Source organism: Agathobacter sp. (assembly GCF_977054825.1).
Genome location: NZ_CDRTEH010000020.1, coordinates 18869 through 42765, shown reverse-complemented (window position 1 = coordinate 42765; position 23897 = coordinate 18869). Strand labels below are relative to the sequence as shown.

Annotated in this window: 22 protein-coding genes; 1 reads left to right on the top strand and 21 read right to left on the bottom strand. The window is 43.0% G+C overall.

Features of this window, described 5'->3' with window-relative positions; all coding sequences use genetic code 11:
• Nucleotides 1–12: 12 nt before the first annotated feature.
• The 4 genes from rfbD to ACW6PM_RS12095 all read right to left on the bottom strand — a co-directional run bounded on the left by rfbD (nt 13) and on the right by ACW6PM_RS12095 (nt 4455).
• The gene (rfbD, locus tag ACW6PM_RS12110; protein ID WP_343096470.1) at nt 13–954 is read right to left on the bottom strand and encodes a dTDP-4-dehydrorhamnose reductase; all 942 of its coding nucleotides are present in this window, start codon (nt 952–954) and stop codon (nt 13–15) included.
• A gap of 210 nt (nt 955–1164) precedes the next feature.
• A complete protein-coding gene (rfbB, locus tag ACW6PM_RS12105; protein ID WP_015568288.1) occupies nt 1165–2184 on the bottom strand; it encodes a dTDP-glucose 4,6-dehydratase in 1020 nt (339 codons plus the stop codon).
• A 13-nt stretch (nt 2185–2197) separates the two neighbouring features.
• Complete coding sequence (gene rfbA, locus ACW6PM_RS12100) at nt 2198–3094, bottom strand: glucose-1-phosphate thymidylyltransferase RfbA (protein WP_456057322.1); 897 nt, start codon at nt 3092–3094, stop codon at nt 2198–2200.
• 179 nt (nt 3095–3273) lie between these two features.
• Nucleotides 3274–4455, bottom strand: coding sequence for a MerR family transcriptional regulator (locus ACW6PM_RS12095; protein ID WP_456057321.1), 1182 nt, complete (start codon nt 4453–4455; stop codon nt 3274–3276).
• A 365-nt stretch (nt 4456–4820) separates the two neighbouring features.
• Here ACW6PM_RS12095 and glf point away from each other — a divergent pair, with 365 nt between their 5' ends.
• Nucleotides 4821–5936, top strand: coding sequence for a UDP-galactopyranose mutase (gene glf / locus ACW6PM_RS12090; RefSeq protein ID WP_456057320.1), 1116 nt, complete (start codon nt 4821–4823; stop codon nt 5934–5936).
• A gap of 83 nt (nt 5937–6019) precedes the next feature.
• Here glf and ACW6PM_RS12085 read toward each other — a convergent pair whose 3' ends face one another.
• The 17 genes from ACW6PM_RS12085 to ACW6PM_RS12005 all read right to left on the bottom strand — a co-directional run bounded on the left by ACW6PM_RS12085 (nt 6020) and on the right by ACW6PM_RS12005 (nt 23893).
• The gene (locus ACW6PM_RS12085) at nt 6020–7243 is read right to left on the bottom strand and encodes a diaminopimelate decarboxylase family protein (RefSeq protein WP_456057319.1); all 1224 of its coding nucleotides are present in this window, start codon (nt 7241–7243) and stop codon (nt 6020–6022) included.
• 5 nt (nt 7244–7248) lie between these two features.
• The gene (locus ACW6PM_RS12080; RefSeq protein ID WP_308668285.1) at nt 7249–7479 is read right to left on the bottom strand and encodes an acyl carrier protein; all 231 of its coding nucleotides are present in this window, start codon (nt 7477–7479) and stop codon (nt 7249–7251) included.
• Nucleotide 7480: 1 nt separating this feature from the next.
• Entirely contained in the window at nt 7481–9013 is a 1533-nt protein-coding gene (locus tag ACW6PM_RS12075) for an AMP-binding protein (protein ID WP_456057318.1), read from the bottom strand.
• 106 nt (nt 9014–9119) lie between these two features.
• Nucleotides 9120–10094, bottom strand: a complete 975-nt coding sequence (locus ACW6PM_RS12070; RefSeq protein WP_456057317.1) for a glycosyltransferase family 2 protein — start codon at nt 10092–10094, stop codon at nt 9120–9122.
• Complete coding sequence (locus tag ACW6PM_RS12065; RefSeq protein WP_308650557.1) at nt 10076–10660, bottom strand: VanZ family protein; 585 nt, start codon at nt 10658–10660, stop codon at nt 10076–10078. Before ACW6PM_RS12065 ends, ACW6PM_RS12070 begins: the two co-directional genes overlap by 19 nt.
• A complete protein-coding gene (locus ACW6PM_RS12060; RefSeq protein ID WP_456057316.1) occupies nt 10657–10827 on the bottom strand; it encodes a hypothetical protein in 171 nt (56 codons plus the stop codon). Before ACW6PM_RS12060 ends, ACW6PM_RS12065 begins: the two co-directional genes overlap by 4 nt.
• A gap of 168 nt (nt 10828–10995) precedes the next feature.
• On the bottom strand, nt 10996–12363 hold the full coding sequence (glmM, locus tag ACW6PM_RS12055) for a phosphoglucosamine mutase (protein ID WP_456057315.1): 1368 nt from the start codon (nt 12361–12363) through the stop codon (nt 10996–10998).
• A gap of 148 nt (nt 12364–12511) precedes the next feature.
• A complete protein-coding gene (locus tag ACW6PM_RS12050) occupies nt 12512–13882 on the bottom strand; it encodes a DUF1015 domain-containing protein (protein ID WP_456057314.1) in 1371 nt (456 codons plus the stop codon).
• A gap of 103 nt (nt 13883–13985) precedes the next feature.
• Nucleotides 13986–15233 (bottom strand): glycoside hydrolase family 3 N-terminal domain-containing protein, encoded by a 1248-nt coding sequence (locus tag ACW6PM_RS12045; RefSeq protein ID WP_308650560.1) that lies wholly within the window; start codon nt 15231–15233, stop codon nt 13986–13988.
• A gap of 2 nt (nt 15234–15235) precedes the next feature.
• Nucleotides 15236–16306, bottom strand: a complete 1071-nt coding sequence (locus tag ACW6PM_RS12040; RefSeq protein WP_308650561.1) for an LCP family protein — start codon at nt 16304–16306, stop codon at nt 15236–15238.
• A gap of 38 nt (nt 16307–16344) precedes the next feature.
• Nucleotides 16345–17070 (bottom strand): CpsD/CapB family tyrosine-protein kinase, encoded by a 726-nt coding sequence (locus tag ACW6PM_RS12035; RefSeq protein ID WP_308650562.1) that lies wholly within the window; start codon nt 17068–17070, stop codon nt 16345–16347.
• Nucleotides 17070–17852 (bottom strand): YveK family protein, encoded by a 783-nt coding sequence (locus ACW6PM_RS12030; RefSeq protein ID WP_308650563.1) that lies wholly within the window; start codon nt 17850–17852, stop codon nt 17070–17072. The genes ACW6PM_RS12035 and ACW6PM_RS12030 overlap by 1 nt, the downstream gene beginning before the upstream one ends.
• Before the next feature lie 227 nt (nt 17853–18079).
• Nucleotides 18080–20152 (bottom strand): L,D-transpeptidase family protein, encoded by a 2073-nt coding sequence (locus tag ACW6PM_RS12025; RefSeq protein WP_456057313.1) that lies wholly within the window; start codon nt 20150–20152, stop codon nt 18080–18082.
• Nucleotides 20153–20296: 144 nt separating this feature from the next.
• On the bottom strand, nt 20297–21361 hold the full coding sequence (locus tag ACW6PM_RS12020; RefSeq protein WP_456057312.1) for a glycosyltransferase family A protein: 1065 nt from the start codon (nt 21359–21361) through the stop codon (nt 20297–20299).
• A gap of 33 nt (nt 21362–21394) precedes the next feature.
• Nucleotides 21395–22522: a glycosyltransferase family 2 protein gene (locus ACW6PM_RS12015; protein ID WP_456057311.1), complete on the bottom strand. Its 1128-nt coding sequence runs from the start codon at nt 22520–22522 to the stop codon at nt 21395–21397.
• 61 nt (nt 22523–22583) lie between these two features.
• A complete protein-coding gene (locus ACW6PM_RS12010) occupies nt 22584–23591 on the bottom strand; it encodes a glycosyltransferase family 2 protein (protein ID WP_456057310.1) in 1008 nt (335 codons plus the stop codon).
• 35 nt (nt 23592–23626) lie between these two features.
• The gene (locus ACW6PM_RS12005; protein ID WP_308650568.1) at nt 23627–23893 is read right to left on the bottom strand and encodes an HPr family phosphocarrier protein; all 267 of its coding nucleotides are present in this window, start codon (nt 23891–23893) and stop codon (nt 23627–23629) included.
• Nucleotides 23894–23897: the final 4 nt, after the last annotated feature.

The window sequence follows — 23897 nt, the reverse complement described above, 5'->3', positions numbered from 1 at the left end:
TCTATGTCCTTTCTAAAAGTTAATCTCCTGCAGATATCTGTGCAGCGCATCCTGCCATGTAGGGAGCGGCTTAAATCCATTCTCCACGAGCTTGCTCTTGTCCAGTCTACTGTTAAACGGACGTGCTGCCTTTGACACACCATACTCTGCTGTGGTAACAGGTGCGACTGTGAGCCTGTCCTCAGAATACTCTGTATGACCAAGCTCCACTGCCTGCTTAAAGATTTCTTTTGTGAAATCATACCAGCTGATATATCCGCCCTCGTTCGTAGCGTGATAGTAACCGTATTTATCGGTCTCTATCATATCTACGAGCAGTCTTGAAAGGTCGAGTGTGTATGTCGGTGTACCAATCTGATCACTTACTACTGTGAGCCTGTCATGTGTCTTGCCGACATTCAGCATTGTCTTGATGAAGTTCTTGCCGTTCACTCCAAATACCCATGCTATACGCACGATAAAGTACTTCTCAAGGGTATTTGCCACTGCAAGCTCTCCGTCGAGCTTTGTCTGTCCATATACATTGAGTGGTGCATAGTCCTTGCAGTCAGGCTGCCATGGTGTGGTGCCCTGTCCGTCAAATACATAGTCTGTGCTGATATATACCATCTTGGCATCTATCTTCTTGCAGGCATCAGCAATATTCTGAGTGCCGTCTGCGTTGATTGCATGCACCTTTGCTTTTTTATCATCATCCTCAGCCAGATCTACTGCTGTCCATGCTGCACAGTGTACTACCACGTCAGGCTTAAGCTCCGTGATTGTTTTTTCCACTGCATCACGGTCTGTGATGTCGAGTGAGACATATGGCATCTTTGTAACTGCTGTGCCATCATCTGCTCCGCTGTACTGTGGAGCTATATCTGTTCCGATTCCTTCGTAACCGCGTGCTGCAAGGTCGTTCATTACGTCGTGTCCGAGCTGACCTGCAACTCCTGTAACAAATACTTTCATTTTGGGTCTCCTTTATACAAATATTCGTAAACAGGCCCAACATATATGCGCAATCCCGCATGCTTTGGCATGCTTTCCCGCTGCTTACGCAGCTAAGATTGCTTATATACGTTGTTCCTGCTCTATTCTAGAGCCTCAAAGAATCAAAATGCGCTTATGTAAGCGAGCTTACAACACGCATTTCGATTCTTCAAGGTTTACGAATAGCAGTTATCTATTCGCGTACATCTTCTCGTAATAATTCTGGTACTCTCCGCTGATGATTGTCTCCCACCACTCACGGTTGTCAAGGTACCATTTGATTGTCTTCTTGATTCCGTCCTCAAACTTGGTCTCAGGAAGCCATCCGAGCTCGTTGTGGATCTTTGTTGGGTCGATTGCGTAACGCATATCATGTCCCTTACGGTCTCCTACGAATGTGATAAGGCTCTCCGGCTTGTTGAGCTCCTTGCAGATAATCTTTACGATTTCAAGGTTTGTCTTCTCATTGTGGCCACCTACGTTGTAGACCTCTCCTACACGTCCGTTATGGATGATAAGGTCGATTGCCTTGCAGTGATCCTCTACATAGAGCCAGTCACGCACGTTCTCGCCTGTTCCGTATACCGGGAGTGGCTTATCATTAAGTGCATTTGCTATCATAAGAGGGATAAGCTTCTCCGGGAAATGGTATGGTCCATAGTTGTTTGAGCAACGGCTGATTGTTACAGGAAGTCCATATGTGCGGTGGTAAGCAAGCACGAGTAAGTCTGCTGCTGCCTTTGATGATGAATATGGGCTTGATGTATGGATTGGTGTATCCTCATGGAAGAAAAGGTCAGGGCGGTCAAGTGGCAGATCTCCGTATACCTCATCTGTTGATACCTGGTGATATCTTTTAATACCATACTTGCGGCATGCGTCCATAAGCACTGATGTTCCGATGATATTTGTATCAAGGAATACCTGTGGGTTCTCGATTGAACGGTCAACGTGTGACTCTGCTGCGAAGTTTACAACCATATCAGGATGCTCTTCCTCAAATAATTTGTATACAGCGTCACGGTCTGTGATGCTCTCCTTTACGAAACGGAAGTTTGGATTGTCCATTACAGGCTCAAGTGTTGAGAGATTTCCTGCATATGTGAGACAGTCTAAGCATACGATACGATAATCCGGATATTTATTAAGCATGTGAAATACGAAGTTACTTCCGATAAATCCTGCTCCACCTGTTACGATAATTGTCATTTTGATTTCCTCCTTAATATAACTGCTCGCGGTATTTTCCATCAAGTACGTCCTTTAAGTACTGTCCGTACTGGTTCTTCTTTACGAGCTCATATGTCTTTAATACATCATCCTTTGTAATCCAGCCGTTTAGGTAAGCGATTTCCTCAAGACATGCTATCTTACGGTGCTGATGTGTCTCAACTGTCTTGACAAAGTTTGTTGCATCTACCAGGCTCTCATGTGTTCCTGTGTCCAGCCATGTGAAGCCCTGTCCTAAAAGCTCTACATTGAGGGCTTTTTTCTCAAGATAGATTCTGTTAAGATCTGTTATCTCAAGCTCGCCTCTGGCTGATGGCTTAAGGTTCTTTGCGTACTCTACTACATTGTTGTCGTAGAAATAAAGACCTGTAACACAGTAATTGCTCTTTGGATGCTCCGGCTTTTCCTCGATTGAAATAGCCTTTCCCTCTTTATCGAACTCTACGATACCAAATCTCTCAGGGTCATCTACATAGTAGCCGAATACCGTGGCTCCCTTACCGCTCTCTGCGTTTTCAACTGCGGCCTTGAGTCTCTTGTTGAGTCCGTGTCCTGCGAAGATGTTGTCGCCGAGAACCATGGCTACCGTGTCATCACCGATGAATTTCTCACCGATAACAAATGCCTGTGCAAGTCCGTCCGGGCTTGGCTGTACCTCGTAGGTGAGATTGACACCAAACTGATGCCCGTCTCCTAAGAGCTCCTTGAATCTTGGTGTATCCTGTGGTGTTGAAATGATCAGGATATCTCTGATGCCGGCATTCATAAGCACTGACATAGGATAGTAGATCATTGGCTTGTCATAAATTGGAAGTAACTGCTTTGATGTTACCATTGTGAGTGGGTAAAGACGTGTGCCTGAACCTCCCGCTAATATAATACCTTTCATGTTGTTCTCCTTCAAACTGAAACTACGTGCTGCATTTGATGCTTTCGGTCTGTAGAATCCACTGACCTGATTCATCATTTATCTGCATTATAAAAGGTGCCCCAAGGGCACCTTCAAGTACTTTTTTATATTTTTAGCATTTTTCACAAAATATATGCTTATATTCTCCTGTTTTTAAATCATTTTCGTGCAATAAATACACCTGCATCCTTTGTGATATGGAACCCACCCTCTGTCTTCTTTCTGACAAATGCTGTAAATTCCTTATAGCGGTCCACGATATACCTGTTCTGGTTGCCGTGGCATGAGAGCACATACTCTATCACAGGCTCTGCTTTTTCTACCACAAGCTCATCCTCGTATCCGTGCCAGCTTACTTCTCCAAAGTATTTTCCAAGTATTGCCTCACCATTTTCTTTACCAAAATGCTCATACAGCCTTTCCGCTGATAGCTCTATACGGTCATCAAACTGCTGCACCAGATCGTTTATTTCCTTCATGTGCCGTGAGCTGTATGTACTGCACACAAACACGCCACCGGGCTTTAGCACCCTTAGGATTTCACTGCACACGGCATCCAGATTATCACAATAAAACAGTACATGGTCTGCTATCACGCAGTCATACGATGCATCCGGCTTATACAGCCTGTGGGCATCCATCACCTCATATGTGAAGCGCTTGTCATCTGCGCCTACATTTCTCGTCGCATCCCTTACCATGCCATATGATATATCGGTCAGGGTTATCTGCATATCTGCCGGTATCCGGTCCATGTTCTGTGTCCAAAGAGAGGCGTCACCACAGCCCACCTCGAGCACCTTTTCCCCCTCAAAAAAGCTACACTCATCAAATACCCAGCTAAACCAGCTCACCGGATTCATTGAGAAATCCCTGTGCAGATTGATCCTGGCTGATATGTTTGAAGCATCCCTGTACTGCTGCTTTAGCTTTTGCTCCATCTCGTTTATATTGACCAGCTCCAGCATATGGCTCCAGTCCACGCTTCGCCCCTCGTCTATTACCTCTGAGGCCTCCTGCAGTGCCGATTTCATAAGCTTCATCTGCTCTATCCTCTCCTCCACGAGGCCAAGCTGCATGTGAAGCGACTCAGACATTACATTGCTGTCCGTGTTTCTTAGCGTCATCTCCTTTATATCATCCAGGGAAAACCCCAGATATTTGAGGAACAGTATCTGCTGCAGACGCGCAAAGTCGTCATCATTATAGAATCTGGCTCCGTTTTCGTTTACGTAGGATGGTTTTAAAATATTGTGCTCGTCATAGTACCTGACGGTCTTTTTTGTAATATGCGCTTTTTTTGCAAATTCTCCTGATGAGTAGTAGCCGGGTAGTTTCATATTCTCTAATTGCCTCCTTGATAGCCCATATACTCTATGATATAATCATTGTGTAGTCGAAAAAAGCTCGGGTGTTAATTCTGATAAATCCCTCTAGTTTTACAGAAGGGGGATGATGTCACTATGAATACAATTGAAGTACTTACATTGTTACTAGTAGTTTTTGCAGCATTGTCGTATATAGACAATCATAAAAAGAAATAGCACCCCAACCGCCTAAAGTGAGGGTGCTAATCTTTATACTAATCAATCACTGAGGGCAAATCGGAATAACATCCGATTACCTTTGAGTAGATTATACAATAGAGTGGTTGATAAATCAATCACTCTTTTAAAAATCTATCTAAATTAATTTGGAGAATACAATGAAATACGATTATTTAATAGTAGGTTCCGGTCTCTACGGAGCTATCTTCGCCCACGAGGCAAAGGCCAAAGGCAAATCAGTGCTTGTAGTGGACAAGCGTCCTAACATAGCAGGAAATGTTTACACCGAGAAACAGGAGGGCATCAACGTACACATGTACGGAGCCCACATCTTCCACACCAATGACAAGAGAGTTTGGAACTACATCACGCAGTTTGCTGAGTTCAACCGCTTCACAAACAGCCCAGTAGCCAACTACAAGGGCGAGCTGTACTCAATGCCTTTTAATATGTACACCTTCAACAAGATGTGGGGTGTGGTGACACCTGAGGAGGCTGCTGCAAGGATTGAGGAGCAGAAAAAAGAAATCACCGGTGAGCCAAAAAATCTCGAGGAGCAGGCTATCTCGCTTGTTGGCCGTGATATCTATGAAAAGCTCGTGAAGGGCTACACTGAAAAGCAGTGGGGACGTGACTGCAAGGAGCTTCCGGCTTTCATCATAAAGCGACTTCCTGTTAGACTTACCTTTGACAACAATTACTTCAACGCTCTTTATCAGGGTATTCCAATCGGCGGATACACAAAGATGGTTGAAAATCTGCTCGACGGCATTGAGGTCAGATTGAATACCGACTATCTTGAGCACAAGGCTGAGCTTGATGCTCTAGCTGACAAGGTGGTATACACAGGTCCGATTGACGCATACTTTGGTTTTAAGCTCGGCACCTTAGAGTACCGCTCAGTGCGCTTTGAGAATGAGACTCTCGATATTCCTAACTTCCAGGGCAATGCCGCTGTCAACTATACTGACCGCGAGACTCCATGGACACGTATCATCGAGCACAAGTGGTTCGAGTTCGGCAAGGACGAGGATGGCAATGATCTGCCAAAGACTATCATCAGCCGTGAGTACTCTTCTGAGTGGAAGGCCGGCGATGAGCCTTACTACCCTGTAAACGATGAGAAAAACGGACAGCTCTACGCTAAGTACAAGGAGCTTGCCGACAAGGAGGCTAATGTCATATTCGGCGGACGTCTCGGCGAGTACAAGTACTATGATATGGATACTACCATCGCTTCCGTACTTGATATGTGCGAGAAGGAGCTTGGCTAATAGTCAGGCTTCCCACAAAATGCCTTGTTATGTCATATCAAAACCGCCCATAGCATATTTTGCCACGGGCGGTTTTATTTACATTATTTTTTTCCGGCCAGATTTATCTCAGCCGCAGGAATATGCTCCCTCAGACACTCATATCCATACTCCTTCGAATATGCATATATAGCCGGAAGCTGTCTTGACAGAAAGAGCGCCGGTGCTTCTGTCACTGAGTATGCGCCACAGTGCCCAAACTCAAGAACATCGCCAAGCTCAAGCTTCTTAAGCTTCACCTCTCTGACCAGCACATCTGCCACTGTACAGAGGCTTCCGCATAGTGTATAGTCTGTGTCTGGCAATTGTGTTAATTCCACACCGTTTTTTTCGTCATTTTCTGATACTTCACCGGCATATACCTTAATCGGTGGCACCTGCATAGCCATTCTCTGCCCGAAGTAATTGAGATGATGGATTCCTCCATCCAAAATTGCATAATTGGCATCGCCTGTCGATTTTAAATCCTTTACCTGTGTGTAATATTTACCGCATGAGGCTGCGAGGAAGCGCCCCATCTCGATGCCAAGCGGATATTCCTCGGCAAATTCTCTAAGCACCTCTGCTGCCTCATCAAGTGATTGTTTTTCCTTTTCCTGCCAGTCTTCCTCAAAATACTCCACGCAAAGCCCTGGGCCATACTCTACAAGTTGTGGCTCAAAGCCGTATTTGTCCTTTAACATGGTAAGTGCAGACTTTATTTTTTCCAAGTCCTTATTTATTTTGCGCAGGCTCTTCTGTGTGCCGGAATAGTAATGGATGCCTATTACCGTGATGCCCTTAAACTCATCCGGATGTGAAATGATGTATTCAATATCCTCAAGCGACAAGCCAAACTGGTTGCCGCTTGTCAGGCGCAGTATGACCTGTGCTTTCGTTTCGACAGATCCGGCTTCATGCGCACCTTCAGGTATACATTCCAACATCACTTCTGATATCAGTGTCGCATGTCTTATGCTCTCACAGGTCAGTATGCCGGCGCCGTATGAAACTGCTCGCTCTATATCGCATTTTTCCTTCATCACGCCTGAATAGATGATGCTCTCCGGCTTTACGCCAAGTGCTATACATATCTCAAGCTCTCCCGGGCTGCACACCTCCACATGGTCTAAGCCCTCCGGCAGCCTGTGAAGCAGAAAAGGGTTTGCCTTTATTGAAAAACAAAGTGGTATCCTGCGTCCTCCTTTACAATCAAGAGCAGCCCTTATCATGGCTGCTCTCTTTGCAAACTCGTGCGTATCAAATACATAGTACGGTGTCTGTCTCATACGCTTTATTCCTCCACAAGCTCTTTCACAAGCTTCTCGATTGCATCAACTGAGTTGAAATTCTCAGGAACCAGATCCTTTGGTCTGATTGTGATGTCAAACTCATCAGTAAGCTCTGATACAAGTGAAACTATATCAAATGACTCAAGAATTTTGTCATCGATGAGCTTTGTCTCATTCTCAAAATCCACGTCTGGTCTTAATTCCTCTAAAATCTCTAAAATTGTGTCTCTCATTTTACATTTCCTCCAGTTTTTTCATATCATATTTTCCGTTTGGAAGCTTAGGCAGCTGCTCAAGCTTCTTGATTTTCCTTGGCACCATAAAGCCCGGGAGCTCGTCCCGCAGTGCCAGCGCGAGGCTTCTTCTGTCACAGTCACCTGCGTAGAAAAGTATCAGCACCTCTTTTGATTTATTATATATAACGCAGCTTTCTGCGACTCCCTCGACCACATTGGCGGCATGCTCCACCTCGTCTAGCTCCACACGGTGTCCCATGTGCTTTATCTGGCGGTCCATTCGTCCACAGAAATGAAGTATGTCGTCCTCATCGAGCCTTCCGTAATCCCCCGTGCGGTACATCCTCTCAGGATAGGCCTTGTTTATAGGATTGAGTGTAAATGCCGCATCTGTTCTCTTCTGGTCATTATAATAGCCCAGCGCCAGAATCGGTCCACATACACATATCTCGCCCTGTTCTCCGACAGCCGGCTCATTTCCATGCTCATCTATCAGGAAAACCCTGTAATTGTCGTAAGCCTGTCCGATTGGAAGCACTTCATCCTCTTCCACTGTATGATCTACGCTATAGTAGGTGCATGAGGCTGTAGCCTCTGTCGGCCCATACTGATTCACAAAATGCGCTTCCGGTAGATTTTCCTGCCATTTCCTGAGCACCCTGCACGGCATCACTGAGCCTGAGAAGCAGATTTTTCTAAGACTCTTAAGCCTGACCTCCTCAAATGCCCCAAGCGATGTGAGGATGGTAAATGCCGAAACACTCCAGCCGACACTGCTGACCTTCTTCTCATTCATGTAATCAAACAGAGCATTCGGCTCCATAAAGTATTCTTTTGGGATAATTGCTGTGCTGCAGCCGGTCTTAAGAGGCAGATAAATGTCCCTGATTGCCGCGATATAATCAAGCGGTGACTGATTGCCGAGCACATCACTTTCCTCTATATGCATCACATCACAATATGCGTTGATGTATGTCATTAGTGAAAGATGCGATGTCATGACTCCCTTGGGGTTGCCGGTGGAGCCTGATGTATAAATAATATACAGTGGGTCTGTCATGGACATCTGTCGGCGGACTGCTGCAAGCTTCTCCGGTGACTTGTCATCTGTTTCTTCTACACAGCCTTCCGCAACAAATATCTGTGGTCTATCGAAGCCTTCTGTCTTTGCCAGCTCATCCACTATGCTCTCCACATGCTCAAGGCTTTCCCTGTCAGCCACAAGAGCCCTTGGACACAGATTTTCAAGTATTTTTTCAATTCGCTTGTCAGGAAGCGATGCATCAATCGGTGCATATGGTCTTCCTGCATATACCACTCCCAGGAAGTATGCCGGTGTCACCATCTTCCTTCCAGCAAATACTGCAACCGGAGTTCTGTCTACTCCAAGCTGTTCTATCAGATATGCTCCTGTATTTCTTGCTATATCATACACCTGCCTGAATGTAATACTGTTTTCAGTGTCAGAAAAAACAATCTTTTCAGGTGATTTTGTTATCGTGGCTTCAAGCCACTCAAGTACGTTTTTCATCTTATTCCTCTTTCATGCAATAATAAACGTTGCCGGGAAAAATTATAGCACATAACATCCGAAAAAAATGTCATGTGCTATCGAATTAAGAATTTTTAAGAAAGCCTTAATATTTCTCTGTAGTTTTTTCTATATTTGATTCTCCTATTAAATATATCGGTCTGTCCTTTGCCTCAAGATAAAGCTTTGACAGATACAGTCCTAAAATACCTATACTAAGCAACTGTATACCGCCTATGAAAAGTATGATAACAACGGTCGAAGCCCAGCCTGCGACCGAATCACCAAACACAAGTCTTCTTATTATGATAAAAAGCATAGCTGCTATCGCCACAATAAAGCTGAACACTCCGGCTATTGAAGCCATGTATAGCGGAGCGTTGGAAAATGCCACTATTCCGTCAAGGCTATACAAAAATAGCCGCCAGAAAGACCATTTTGTCTCACCTGCCACTCTGTTTACATTCTCAAACTCAAGCCACTTCACCTTAAAGCCAACCCATCCAAACAGTCCCTTAGAAAACCTGTTGTATTCCTTGAGAGACAGCAGTGCATCCACGTATTTCCTGTTCATCAGCCTGTAGTCGCGTGCACCGTCAACCATATTGGCCTTTGATATTCTGCTCATAAGTCTGTAAAACTTTCTCGCAAAAAAAGACCTGATAGGTGGCTCCCCCTTCCTTGTCACCCTCCTCGTGCCTACTGCATCATACCCCTCTTTCGTAAGAACCTGATACATCTTTGGAAGCATTTCCGGGGGATCCTGAAGGTCTGCATCCATTATTGCCACATATTCCCCCACCGCATGCTGCAGACCTGCATACATGGCTGCCTCCTTGCCAAAATTACGTGAAAAGGATATGTATTTCACACCGGAATCATTTGCGGCAAGCTCCTTTGCGACATCTAGCGTTCCATCCATGGAGCCGTCATCCACTATAATCAGTTCATAGGACAATTCCGCTGTCTCACTCGCTTGACTCATCTGCTTAAACACCTGAGTTATTTTATTATAAAAAAGAGGCAGAGCCTCTTTCTCGTTAAAGCACGGTACCACAATGCTTATCTTATTTTTTTCCATATCAGCCACCCTGCATATAATATCAAATAAATAAAAAATCCAATCGCAGCTCCAGCCGTATTGGTCACAAAATCATCCAGCTGACAATATCCTCTGCCGGTGATTAGCTGCGTGTACTCAATTGCTGCGCTTATAAGAGCACCAACAGGTATTGTAAACCATTTCATCCAATTTTTAAAAACCAGTGGAAATAAAAGCCCAAATGGTATAAACAATACTATATTTTCTATAAAATAAGCGTGCATCTGCAGTGTCATACCCCAATTGCTCCACAACACCATATCAGCAACACCTGTTCTGCTTCCAGGCTCCCTTGAATAATACACTATCATTAAAAGCGTATACATATAAGCTGTAAATGTACCGCAGAACAACATGTGCCTGATTTTGCCCACTATCTTTTTTCTTCTCTCATCTGCCTGTGATACCTCTCTCATTGTGAAAAGATATCGCAGCAGACACACAAAAATATATATCGCAATGCAGATTAAAGCCAAATACACCGCTGACGGAAGATATTTGAACTTTTCCTGTATGTCTCTTATTATATAATCCTTTAAACTCAATGTCCTTTTTTATGCTCCTTGTAGGCACGAATGAACTCAAGCTGTCGTTCATCGTCCTTTTTCTGTTCGTCATCAGACATATGACTCACTTTAATAATTATACACAATATTATGCCAATTACAATAATACCGGCACATAATAAAAAAATAATTAAGATTTCAGGCATAAACTATTTCCTCCGACAGAATTAAATTACTATTCTCTCTACAGATTAAATTATATCCACTTTATGTATCTTAATTCACTCATTTATGAACCCTGATAACTGCAAAAGCTGCATGATATTCTCACACAGCTTTTGTATATTACTTATATTATCTTTGGCATTAGACCTTTATTTTAGCTTCGCAACAACCATATCCACATATTTCTGACAGATTTCTTCGCTCTCTGCCTCAACCATGACACGGATGACAGGCTCTGTACCAGACTCACGCACAAGTATACGTCCTGTATCACCGAGCTCTGCAGTAACCTGATTGACAGCCGCCTGAACCTCTGGATTGGCAAGTGCCTCGGCCTTGTCAGCTACGCGCACATTCTGAAGCACCTGTGGGTAGATGCTAAGCCCCTCACAGAGCTGGCTCATCTTCTGTTTTTTAGCCATCATGACCTCCATCATCTTAAGGCTGGTCAAGATACCGTCACCTGTTGATGCATACTTAGAGAAGATGATATGTCCTGACTGCTCTCCGCCGATGCGGCAGCCGTTCTGCTGCATGTACTCGTATACATATTTGTCACCTACTGCAGTCTTTGCATAGCCGATTTCAAGCTCATCAAATGCCTTGTAGAGTCCGAAGTTTGACATAACAGTTGTGACAACAGTATTGTTATCAAGCTTTCCTCTCTCTTTCATGTACTTTCCATAGATATAGAGGATGTGGTCTCCTGTGATTACATTTCCAAGCTCGTCTACACAGAGACATCTGTCTGCGTCTCCATCGTATGCAAAGCCCACATCAAGCCCATTGTCCACTACATATTTCTGTAAGCCCTCGATATGTGTTGAACCTGCATTGTTGTTGATGTTGAGACCGTTTGGCTCATTGTTGATGACATAACACTTTGCTCCGAGTGCCTCAAAAATAGACTTTGCCATGTTCCATGAGCTTCCGTTGGCGCAGTCAAGACCAACCTTCATGCCCTTAAATGAATATACTCCTAGTGAGATGAGGTATCCCATGTAACGGTTACGGCCTGCTACATAGTCCACTGTACATCCGATAGCATCCTTGTGTGCATAAGGCAGCTCCTTCCACTCCTGACCAAACAGGCGAAGCTTTCCGTCTATGTAGTCCTCAACAAGGAGAATGGTCTCCTCATCCATCTTCTCTCCATTGCTGTTAATAAGCTTGATTCCATTGTCATAGTATGGATTGTGGCTTGCTGAAATCATGATACCACAGTCAAAATCATCGGTTCTGGCTACATATGCTACTGATGGAGTTGTGGTAACGTGTAATAGATATGCATCTGCTCCCGATGCTGTAAGTCCTGATACAAGTGAATACTCAAACATGTAGCTTGAACGTCTTGTATCCTTTCCTATTACTATTTTTGCCGGCTCGTCGAGCTGCTTCTGCTTCTTGAGCTCTCCATAATACCAACCTAAAAATCTACCTATCTGATATGCATGCTCTGCTGTTAAATTGACATTGGCCTCTCCACGGAAGCCGTCTGTTCCAAAGTATTTTCCCATTGTCGTCCCCTTGTGAAATTTATTTTTGTTTTATTATACACTTAATAAATATCTTTGTGTAGTAAAATAACATTATTTGTTAAATAATTATAATACTATAAAGAAGATTTTCCCTAAATATAATAAAATTAACATATATATATCAAAACTACCTAGATATCTTATGGCACTCCATATAGTATCTCTTCTCATTCGCTTCACCGATTGAGAATGTCTTTCTAGGAAGCACTCCACCTGCATTGATTGCAGGGAACAGTGTGCTCTTATCAATAGACTGAAGGAAAATGCCGCAGCCCTTAATCTCCTTTACCAGTCTGTGAAGCGCCTCATCACCATGGATATAGTCAATCGACACATTGTCATGTGTCTCAAGATACTTATCTAAAATGCCCTGAAGTATCTCAACCGGGAGACGGTCGCCGCGGTTTGTAATATTTATTCCATAATTATTTTCTGAAACCGCTTCATTGCCATTTGCCTGTTTGGCACTGTCATCGTTTCCTGATTCAACATACTCAAATACTATCTCATCGCCTTCAGCACTCTCAAGTCCCTGTTTTGTGATTTCAGCTTCAAAAAATGACAGCATATCCTTTACATCAACATTTGTAAGCAGTCTGTGAATAGGCTTAAACTCAAGTGCCTCACTATGCAAATTGCAGATTTCCACAAGGGCATACCTTGCAGGATGAGTTTTCAACTGCTCCTCTGTGAATTTTCCTGATTTTTTAATGTTTTCCCAGCAGGTCTTTGCTGTCGCAAGGGAATGGTTTCCATCACCTACTGCAAACAAAAAGCCTCCACAGCTATTCTGTTTTGACTCAAATGCCTCTGTCACCTGCTTTGCTGCCTCACCCTCGATAGCATAGCCACGGATATGACCGCCGCCCTGCATGAGTTCTGTATCGTAAAGCTTACGAAGAGTATCCCTGATGGCATACACATACTCTATTATGCCATGCTTTATAGCTGCTATATTTACAGCATTTTCCTGTGACTCATTCCGGCAGAACTCACCATTTTGTCCGTCCAGTGGATCGTCTACAAGCAGCATAACATGTGGCAGCTCGATTGCTGCATGCTCCCTGATTTTTACTCTCGGCGGTATACGCGAAATGACTGTTCCCTCTGTTGCTCTGATGAGAGTCTTATTTTTCGGATCAAAATCATAATCCTCCAGATCAATAAGTCCAACTATGCCCAGACGCACCCCTGACTCTGTAGTACGCTCAACAAGCACGTAGCCATCTGCCACTGCCTGCTTTAAGGTTCCATCTGCAAGATATATATCCATTGTATTATTGATATATTTGATTCTCTCCTGTTTCGTAGTTGTTCCCAGATATATCTCAGGAAACACCACGTTAAGCGTTGACGGTGCATCAGCCACATACTTTTCCACAGCATCCCAATAATCAGCCTGACTTGTAAACTGGTCACAGGCGATAACTGACCATTTTTCCATATCTATACCATCGTTTGGCAAAAGAATATTTGCCGGATTGAAACAATTTGACATATCAACAATTCTCCTTTAATACTTTTCTAATAAATATGCAAAAATAAATAACAAAAATCCGCTATACTCTATAGTATAACGGATTTACGTTTATTTGCATATATTAAATTCCTTTTGTTGTAAGAATTCTTCCAACTGCGTCATCTAATTTTTCTGCCGGTATCTCACCACTGTTAACTGCAGATAATACTGCATTGTAGCTGCTCTCAAAGCCTGTTGAAACATAGATCATGCTCATTCCTGCTTTAACAGCTGCTACAGCTGCCTCATCCTGTGTACATACCTTATTAAGAGATGCATCTGATAAATCATCTGTAATCAAAAGACCATTAAAGCCCATGGTAGTTCTCATATAGTTTACGGCACCTGCTGATGTAGAGCATGGTGTGGTTTCCTCTCCTGTCACACTCTGGCAAAGCACATTTCCCATCATGACTGCCGGAACACCTGCTTCAATTGCCTTCTGGTATGGCACAAAATCAGATGCCTCTAAATCCTCCAGCTTGTCTGTCATCCATAGCATTCCTGTAGCTGAATCTGTAGTAGCTTTACCTTTTCCCGGAAAGCACTTTGCAACAGAATTGATTCCTGCGCCATTATAGCTGCTTACCTGTGCCGCAACACAGTCACCTACAGTCGCTGACTCGCTGCCAAATGCATATGTATCGTTATCTGCATTATCGCCATATGCGATATCCGCTGTCGGTCCAAAATTCATATTAAGGCCATTCGTAGCCATATATGAGCCTATCTTTCCGGCACTGCTGCCCGCTGCATCAGCATCTCCCAGCTCTGATGGTGCCTGCTGTGCCTCATATCCATTAGCTGAAGCAAGAGGAAGTCTTTCTCCACCTTCTTCATCGATTGCAAGAAACAGATTCACGCCCAGTCTTTCCTGCGAAAATGACTGCAGACTGCTCATCATCTTTGTAACAGCTTCCTCACCAAAAAAATTGTCCTGTTTGAAAATAAATCCACCAAGTGGGTATGTTTCTATTGCAGCTTTTGTCTTGTTACCGGCCTGAGTGAACTGTGATACACCTGTAATCTCCTCCGGTCTCGTAATGAAGAGCTGAGCTACCTTTTCCTCTGTTGTCATGGAAGACAGCTTTGTCTTGACCGAATCTGACGGAGTAAATGCCGGTGCTGCCTGCTGTCCATCAGCTTGTACCTGCTGAGTTCCATCAGTCTCCTGAGCAGGATTCCGTGTCTCCTGCTGGCTCTCCGTTATTTTCTTATCCGCCTTGTTCCCCGGCATCACAAAATGCACTGCTCCAAATACCAGCACAACTATCAGTGCAATTACTTCTATTGTGATGAGGTACTTATCTCCATTTTGTCTGAAGTTCATATTTAATCCCCAAAATCTGTATTTGTTAAATCGTTATTAGGTCCGCTTACTTTTCCTGATAATACATTGCTGTATTCGTTTACAGTTGCACTCGGAGTGTAGCCTGTATCACCTTCAAGGAACTGATGCACTCCTGTAGCCATGTCTGCAAGTGTAGTAGGCACCTCAACCCATGCGCCATCAACCTTTCCACCATAGAACACCTGTGGATATGCTGTCGAATCCTCTACTGTATAGTCTGCAAGATTTTTAAATACTGAAAGAATCTCATCAGTATTATAGTTGGTATTAACATGTCCAATCAGGTCTGATACCATCTTGATCTTTGCTGCTGTATTCATCTGCTTAGCTGATTCAAACACCTTGAACAGGACTGTTCTCTGTCTTTCAGCACGCTTATAGTCCCCTCCGGCAGTATAACGTATTCTTGAATATGCAACTGCCTGTGTTCCATCAAGTGTATATGTACCGGCTGAATCAATATGGGATGAGCTTGTTCCACGGACTTTATTGACCTCATCAATATATCCGTTTATCACCTTTGCCTCAGAAGCATCAATATCCTGTACAATGCCACCAACCTCATCTATAATCTCACCGACTGTATTGAAATTGACTGTGACATAATTCTTTATGTCTAAGTCCAGATTCTTGTTAAGTGTATCTACTGCAAGCTCCGGTCCACCAAACGCATGTGCATGTGTCACCTTCTGGTATCCATGACCATCAATATTCATCATACAATCTCTGAAAATAGATACCATGCGGATTTTCTTAGCATCATGATCAACCCTGACTACCATAATGGAATCTGAACGAGTACCTTTATCAAGCTGATCTGAGCGGCTGTCAACACCAAACAGCGCAAACTCCTCAATACCTGATTTGTCTGTAGTGCTGTCATCCTCAGTCTGAGTATCGGCTTTTGTCTTGACTGCCTCTGTACCCTTCTTTATGCCTTTGTCTTCTTTATTACTGACATTACTACTGTTAATGTTTACAAGTATTATTGCTATAATGGCAATAAGTACAACCATCACCGCCGTAATAATTATATTTTTCTTTTTTTTCATCTGCACTATTCTCCGTCATTCATATGTGTCTGTGCCTGCTACTTTTCGTCCTCATCTCTGCCATAGTAATTACCATAGTAGTTTCCATAGTAGTTGCCATAGTAATGGCCGTACTTAGACTCCTCAAATCTGCACTTATTGAGCACAGCTCCCAGAATCTTGACTCCTGAGTCCTCAAGTGTACGCTTTGTATTGATGATTGCACGGCTGCTTGTAGCATTCTGAGCTGCGACTATTACAGCTCCGTCTACATTCTTTCCAACTACGGCCGCATCAATCGCTGCTCCTGTAGGAGGTGTATCGACAAGCACATAGTCGAAGTTCTTCTCTCCAAACTCGATAAGCTCTTTAAACTCCTCTGTCTCAAGAAGCTCTGTAGGATTTGGCACCTCATGTCCTGCAAAAAGAATGAACACTCCCTTGATGTTTGTCGCATATACTACTTTGTCCAGAGATACCTGACCTGAGAGATAATGTGAGAGTCCGTATATCTTGCCACCACTCTCCACCTTTGCTCTGAGTCGTCCTACAAGGACTGACTTACGCATATCTGTATCTACTATAAGGACTGACTTCTTAGAATCTGCCATCGAACGAGCCAGATCCATAACTACTGTAGTCTTTCCCTCATTTGGCAAGCTGCTGGTAAAAAGGATAGACTTCACACCCTTTCCACTGAAGCTGATGCTTGTTTTAAGAGCTCGAAGAGACTCCTTCATTGTATAGCTCTGGTCTTTTATCTGATTAATAACTACTGTTTCCATTAAACTGCCCTCTTCTTACTCTTGCTATCGTCTGATTTAGATGACTGGTTTTTTTTCTTTTTTCTTCTCTTTGTCTTTGCTCCATCATACTCTGTCTCATCAACAGGAAGTGATGCAAGCACCTTGAGACCTGTTCTGGTCTCCATATCATCTGCGTTAGAGATAGTGTCATCAAGCATGTATCCAAGTACAACTATACCGGCTGCAAGAAACAGTCCGAGTACAGCACCGATAACTGTATTCTTAAGGATATTATTATTTACCGGTGTCTTTGAAGCATATGCTGTCTGGATAATCTTTGGCTGTGACTGATCCATATTGTCAGCGATATACTGTGATGATACCTTTGCAATCTCATCTGCCACCGTCTTTGAAGCTTCTAAATCAGTGTCTGTAACTACAATCTTGAGCACACGTGTATCTGTCGGATTCTCTATTGAAACCCTCTTACTGAGCTGCTCATATGTCTCATCCATATCCAGATTGTCAATTACCTGTGATAAAACTGTCCTGCCTGTGATAACGTACTCATAGTCATTTGTCAGACTCGAGCCTACCTGAATATCAGCCAGACTGGTGATGGAAGTAGACTTGGTCAGTACATACATCTCTGCTGATGCCTCATACTCCGGTACAAAAGTAATCTTGGAGTATAATCCAAATACTGCTGCAAGAAGCACCATTGATGCCACAAGTGCCTTCCAGTGCTTCACTAATTCGTGAAACAGCGCTACTAAATCGATTTCAATTTCCTGATCTCTTATTGGTTCGTTGTTTTCCATTTTCCTACCCTTTACATATCGTAACATTATTTTTCGGTTTAATCCTATGTTATATTACTACACTTCATTTCTTTTGTCTATTTTTAGAAGTCACAAAAAAAGTATTAAGAACATGTCATATTTTGTAAATAATTATGCAATATAATAGAAAAGTGCCGTTTCCGGCACTTTTCTTTGTTGTATTTCATTTGCTATATTTTATTTGTTCCGGTTCTATTGTGACTTCTCTAGTTTTGCGTTGGCTGCTCTGATGGTTCAGCCGGTGCCACAGGCTGTGGCTGTGGTTTTACATTTACTGTTACGGTTATTGAGCTGCTTGCGCTATTCCAGCCAGCCATTTCTCCTGCTGTTGCTGTAATCTGTACAGTACCTGCACGGTGGATGGTTACATTTCCGGAAGCATCTACAGATGCAATCGAAGGATCACTTGACTGGTAAGAAAGCCCTGCTCCATTTGAAGCACTTGCTCCGAGAGAAAATGGTGCATCTCCCTCTGTTACGGTTTTATTTCCGCATCCTATTGTCACAGATGGAGTCTGGTTTGGCTGTGGCTTTGCATTTACAGTGATTGTAATCGTCTTGCTGCCCGCCTTATAGCTTGTTGTAGCCTCGGACTTGACAGTGATTGTAGCAGCTCCGACACCTGCTATTGTCACATTACCGTTCTCATCCACTCTCACTACACCCTCATTATCACTTGAGTATGTGAGCTTTGCATTATCCTCTGCTGTCACACCGAGGTTGAATGCAGCATCTCCCTCTGTCACATTATAAGAGTCAGCTCCGCCGAGACTCTGAGCCTTGCCGGCCACCTTGTCAACACCACCATATACAATTACTTTTTCGTCCAATGTAACATTCTCATATAGCTTCTTTGCAGCTGAATAAGGCATATTTATGCAGCCATGGCTGCCACTATACAGGTAGATATTTCCACCGAAGGTACTTCTCCATGAAGCATCATGGAATCCGATTCCGCCATTAAACGGAATAAAGAAATTAACCCATGACTTGTATCCGTCACCCCTTAAATATCTGTCCTTATCTCTTGAGAAGATAGAATATACGCCTGTCGGGGTTCCGTGTCCCTTTGAAATACAGCCTGTAACACATTGACTTGATACTACCAATTCTCCATTCTTGTATACATATACCATCTGGTTGGTGAGATCCACTTCGCAGTAGTTGCCACCATATGTGACATACTCGCCTGTTTCTTCTTCCTTTGCCTCGCTGTAAACTGCCTCTACTGTTGCAGACTTTTTATTGTTTATTGCCTCCGCAATCGACTCATACAGCTTGTTTCCATCTACAGTCTGTCCTGATGATGTAACAGGCACATTTATGACACTTCCACCTGTTGTCTTAAACTGACCCGTTTTTTTCTTAGACACATCATGCTTTTTGGCAAGATCTGTACAGTATGTAGCCATATTCTCACCATCGAGAGAAACTGACAATCCGTCGTTGCCCACTATAAGCCACTGAGCTATCTGGTCCTTTCCTACAGTCTCTGTAGCTGCTTCACCTGTTGCCGGTGTGAAATTACATGTCACTGTCACATCAAGGTATGCATTGGCTTCTTTTAATGCGTTCTTTACCAAATCACTGTCTGCAGCCTTTTCTCCATCAACATATCCTGTTGTGGATGTAAGCTCCACCTTATCCTTCAGTTTCTTTACAGCACTTGTAAGATTTGTAGCTGCATTGTCATACACAGGCGCATCTCCTGATACACCATCAACACCTTCAAACTGTCCTGCCTCTGCGTTGTATGCTATTGTAGCACGATATGGCACAATTGACCTCATATCGAAGGTCTGTGTATCTGTTTCAGCCGTCTTTTGTTCGTCATCCTTTGCCTCTGCATCCGTATCACTCTGTGCCGTTGCATCAGACTGTGACTGTGTTTTTGCAGTGATATAAGAGTCTACAAGAGCAGTCTCCAACTCATCAGACTTATCCATTTTAAAAAGCTTCACCTGCTTTTCCGGCTCCTTATCCTTATTGGCCGCATTTATCAGTTCCTGAAGATCTGCTTTATCATTATACTTAAGTCCTAAATCCTCTGCTGTCATATCAAATGATGCATCATCAAGCTTCACTGATATCTTATACTTGCTTATCACAGTCTTTATGGCTTTCTTTGCCTCGTCAGCAGTCATTCCACCCACATCCACAGATGCAAGCTTGTACTTTTCAGGGAATGTCTTGTATGCTTTTTTCCCACAGCCTGCTATTCCCAACACCATAAGCGCACAGACTAAAGCTACCAGCAGTTTTACACTTTTCTTCTTCATCTTTGTCCTCTTTATCTTAATTTTATATTATTCTCACAGCAACATATTTTATCACTTTCTTATATATGCCTCAAGTGAGATTTGTCACATATTTTCCGATTATTTAGACACATTATTCATCATAATGATAACAAAAAAAGCTTTCTAATGACGTACGATATGTAACAGGCGTATAAAATAGTCCTGATAAACCTTATCGCTCATATGCATTTTATTCAACACACAAAATACTTTATAATTCTTTTTTACACATCTATACATAGCTGTATTCTTTTTTTCGATTTGACTGACAAACAGCTTCATCCTTTTTCTAAGCTGTTTTTTATCAGTGTTCCTAATCAGGCAAAGCTGCAGATAGTCGTTGATAAATTTGCTTGTTTTATCAAACCACAGCTGCTTTCCGCCTATACTAAAGTGCTCCTCATCCCGGCCTGCCTCAATCAGCTTCATGATAACCTTCTCATAATGGTCAAGCCTCTTCAGTGAGCTTTCTATCGAAACGCTCTGATTTACATCGCCAACTCTGTACTCATAAAGCGCCTGATCATATGCATAGATACTTTCGGCATATGCCATTGGGATTATCGAAAACTCCTGATCCTCGTAGAACACCCCCTCAGAGAGTGTCAGACCTGTATTTATATAAAAATGCGTATTGTATATCACCCCATGCAGGCTCAGCCCCCACCAGAAATCATACAGATGCTCATCCACATATCCGGCATCATATGGTCCACCATTTTTTGTTATATATTTATCGTCGTATGGATATTCATCAGTATTTTCTCTCTGCAGTACATATGATCTGTAGCTCATCAGCACTGCATCTGCGAAATTCTCGTGTTTATTTTTTTCATTATCTCTAAGATAACAGATAGTTTCTTTCAATACATCAGTGTTTACCCAGTCATCAGCGTCTACTACCTTAAAATAGTTTCCTTTTATTATTTTTACGCCTTCATTAATTGCCGAGCCATGACCACCGTTTTCTTTATTCAATATCCGATACACGTCAGGATATTTATTTACATATTTTTGCGCGATTTCTACACTATTATCGGTAGAGCCATCATTTACAACAACAATGTCCAGCATATTTAAAAGAGAGTTATCATCAATAATAAATGATGATAACCCTTTATCCAAAAACTGCGCCGCATTATATGTCGGTATTATTATTGATAGTATCTTTTTATTTTCTGTTTCCATATCCTATCTGATTCCTGTTTCTATATGTTTGTCTTATTTTCTGTACAGTCTGTCTGCTTTGCCAAATCTTTTGGCAAGCTCAAGCAGCTTAGAAAATTGATTCTCGTAAAAGCTGTTGCTCACATGCAGCTTATTAAACAGCCGAAATACTTTATATTTGCGCTGTACCGCATCATACATGAGCGCACTTTTTTGAGCGAGTTTTATGTTAAACTGCTCTACTATCTCTCTGCCGGATTGTCTGTCGGTATTTTTTATCAAGGCTATCTGATAATAGCTTGTGATGATGCCCGATGTCTTTCTGATAAAATGCTCTTTTCCACCCTGTGGCATTTTTGCAAAGCTCTTCTGGGCCTCAAGTACATTAAATATAACCTGCTCCAGATCCGGAAGGCGCTTCACCTGACTCGCAGCTGAAACACTTTGATTTACATCGCCCACTCTGTATACATACAGCTCTTCCTGAATAAACCGGATAGTTTTTGCATACGAAAACGGAACTGTTGCGTACTCCTGATCCTCGTAAAACACATGCTCTGTAAGCTTATAACCAAGTGCCTTGTAGAATCCGGTGTTATATATCACTCCGTGAAATGATAAGCCATCATATACATCATCCCACATATCAACTATATCCTTTAAATTGTACTCCCGTGCAAAATCAGGCACCTTCACATCCGCCGGTCTGTACTCATCCTTTGATATGTCATAATACCTGAAGCTTTGTATCACGGCATCCGTATCTGTATGCTCGAGGTATTCAACCAGGTTCTTTAGCGCAAGCGTATCTACCCAGTCATCTGCATCGACCACCTTGAAATACTTTCCGCTCACATGCTCCACGCCTGTGTTGATTGCAGAACCATGTCCACCATTTGTCTTATTTACTATGACAAAGGTTTCCGGATACCAGTCCACAAATTTCTGTGCCACTTCAACACTGCTGTCAGGTGTGCCGTCATTTACAACTATCACCTCAAGCTTATCGAGTATAGCCTTGTCAATGTCTATCTCCTCAAAGCGACCCTCAGTTGCCATTTTACAGTTGTACTGTGCCGTCTGTGCATCCGTATCCCTGCATACAAGAAATGATGACAGTCCCTTATTCAGAAACTTTTCTGCATTATATGTTGGTATTATGATTGATAATATTTTACTCATTAACTGTTCTATCCGTCCTGATTACTATTTTTTATAAAAAGTATTGCATGCTCATTCACGCCTATTCATGAAATCCATTGCCACGCAGCCTGCTATATACCCATGCTGCCATTGGAAATATCTTGAAGCCTGTTTTTCTAAGCATCCAGACGCTCTTCCTGCTGCACGCCTGGTACACTCCCGGGTGCTCCTCGCGCAGCATCTCGTCAAACTTCTTCATCTGCTCAACGTTCCTTGAATCATTGCCCTTTGCCAGAAATATCTGATACTCATCATCGGCCGCCTCTGCTATGCCGCGCTCGAGGTACTGCTTCTTGTAGGTCTGCAGATTGCCGTGCACGTTGTTGTATTCAAACAGCGCATTGAGTACCTTAAGGTGCTGGTCATGACGCTTGATCATCATTTTTATGTCCACACTCTGACCGCTTCTGCCTAGCCTGTACTGGTACAGCGGCAGTGGTGAGAACGTGATGCTGGTGCAATATGGGATAGGGTAAAGTATATACTCCTGATCCTCATAGAAGCAGTGCTCATCCACACGAATATCATTCTTCTGCAATACATCTGTACGGATGGTCATGGAGTGTATCGTAATCAGCGGATCCATGACTGCCTCAGCAAAGCCCCACTCCCTGTTGTAATGATAAGAGTTGGATACTGCCTTTCTGCGCTTTGTGACCTTTTTGCTCCTGTCATCCACCAGATTAAAGTCATTGGATATGACATCCGAGTGTGTGTGCTTCAAAAGCTGCACAAACTGTGGCAGAAGACTCTTGTCCAGCCAGTCATCTCCATCCACCACCTTGAAATATTTGCCTGTTGCGCGCGGTATGGCATAGTTGATGGTGGAGCCGTGACCTCCGTTCTCCTTCGAGAGCACCTTGAAGCTGTATGGGTATTTCTGCTCGTAGGTATGCGCCAGACTTGCTGTGGAATCAGTGGAACCATCATCCACTATGAGTATTTCCAGACTTCTGAGAACAGACAAATCTATAAACGAGTCCAGACAGTTCTTTATATACTTTTCAACATTGTAAGCCGGAACGACTATGGTTAAAAGCTTCTCCATATATGTTTCTCCATGTATACCTGTTTCCTTGTGTGCTACTCTCCGAGTCCGTCCTTGATGTACTGTATAAGGTATTCAAGTGCCTCGTTCTCATCCTCGCCATTGCAGATGAGCTCTATCTCATCTCCTGACTTGATGCACGCTCCAAGCACTGAAAGTACGCTCTTTGCATTAGCTACATTTTTCTCATCATATATAAAAGTCACCTTTGATTTAAATTTCATTGCCTCTTTACAGAGATTTCCGGCCGGTCGTAAATGTAATCCGGTAGGATTTTTGATTGTTATTTTTTGTGCTACCACTTTT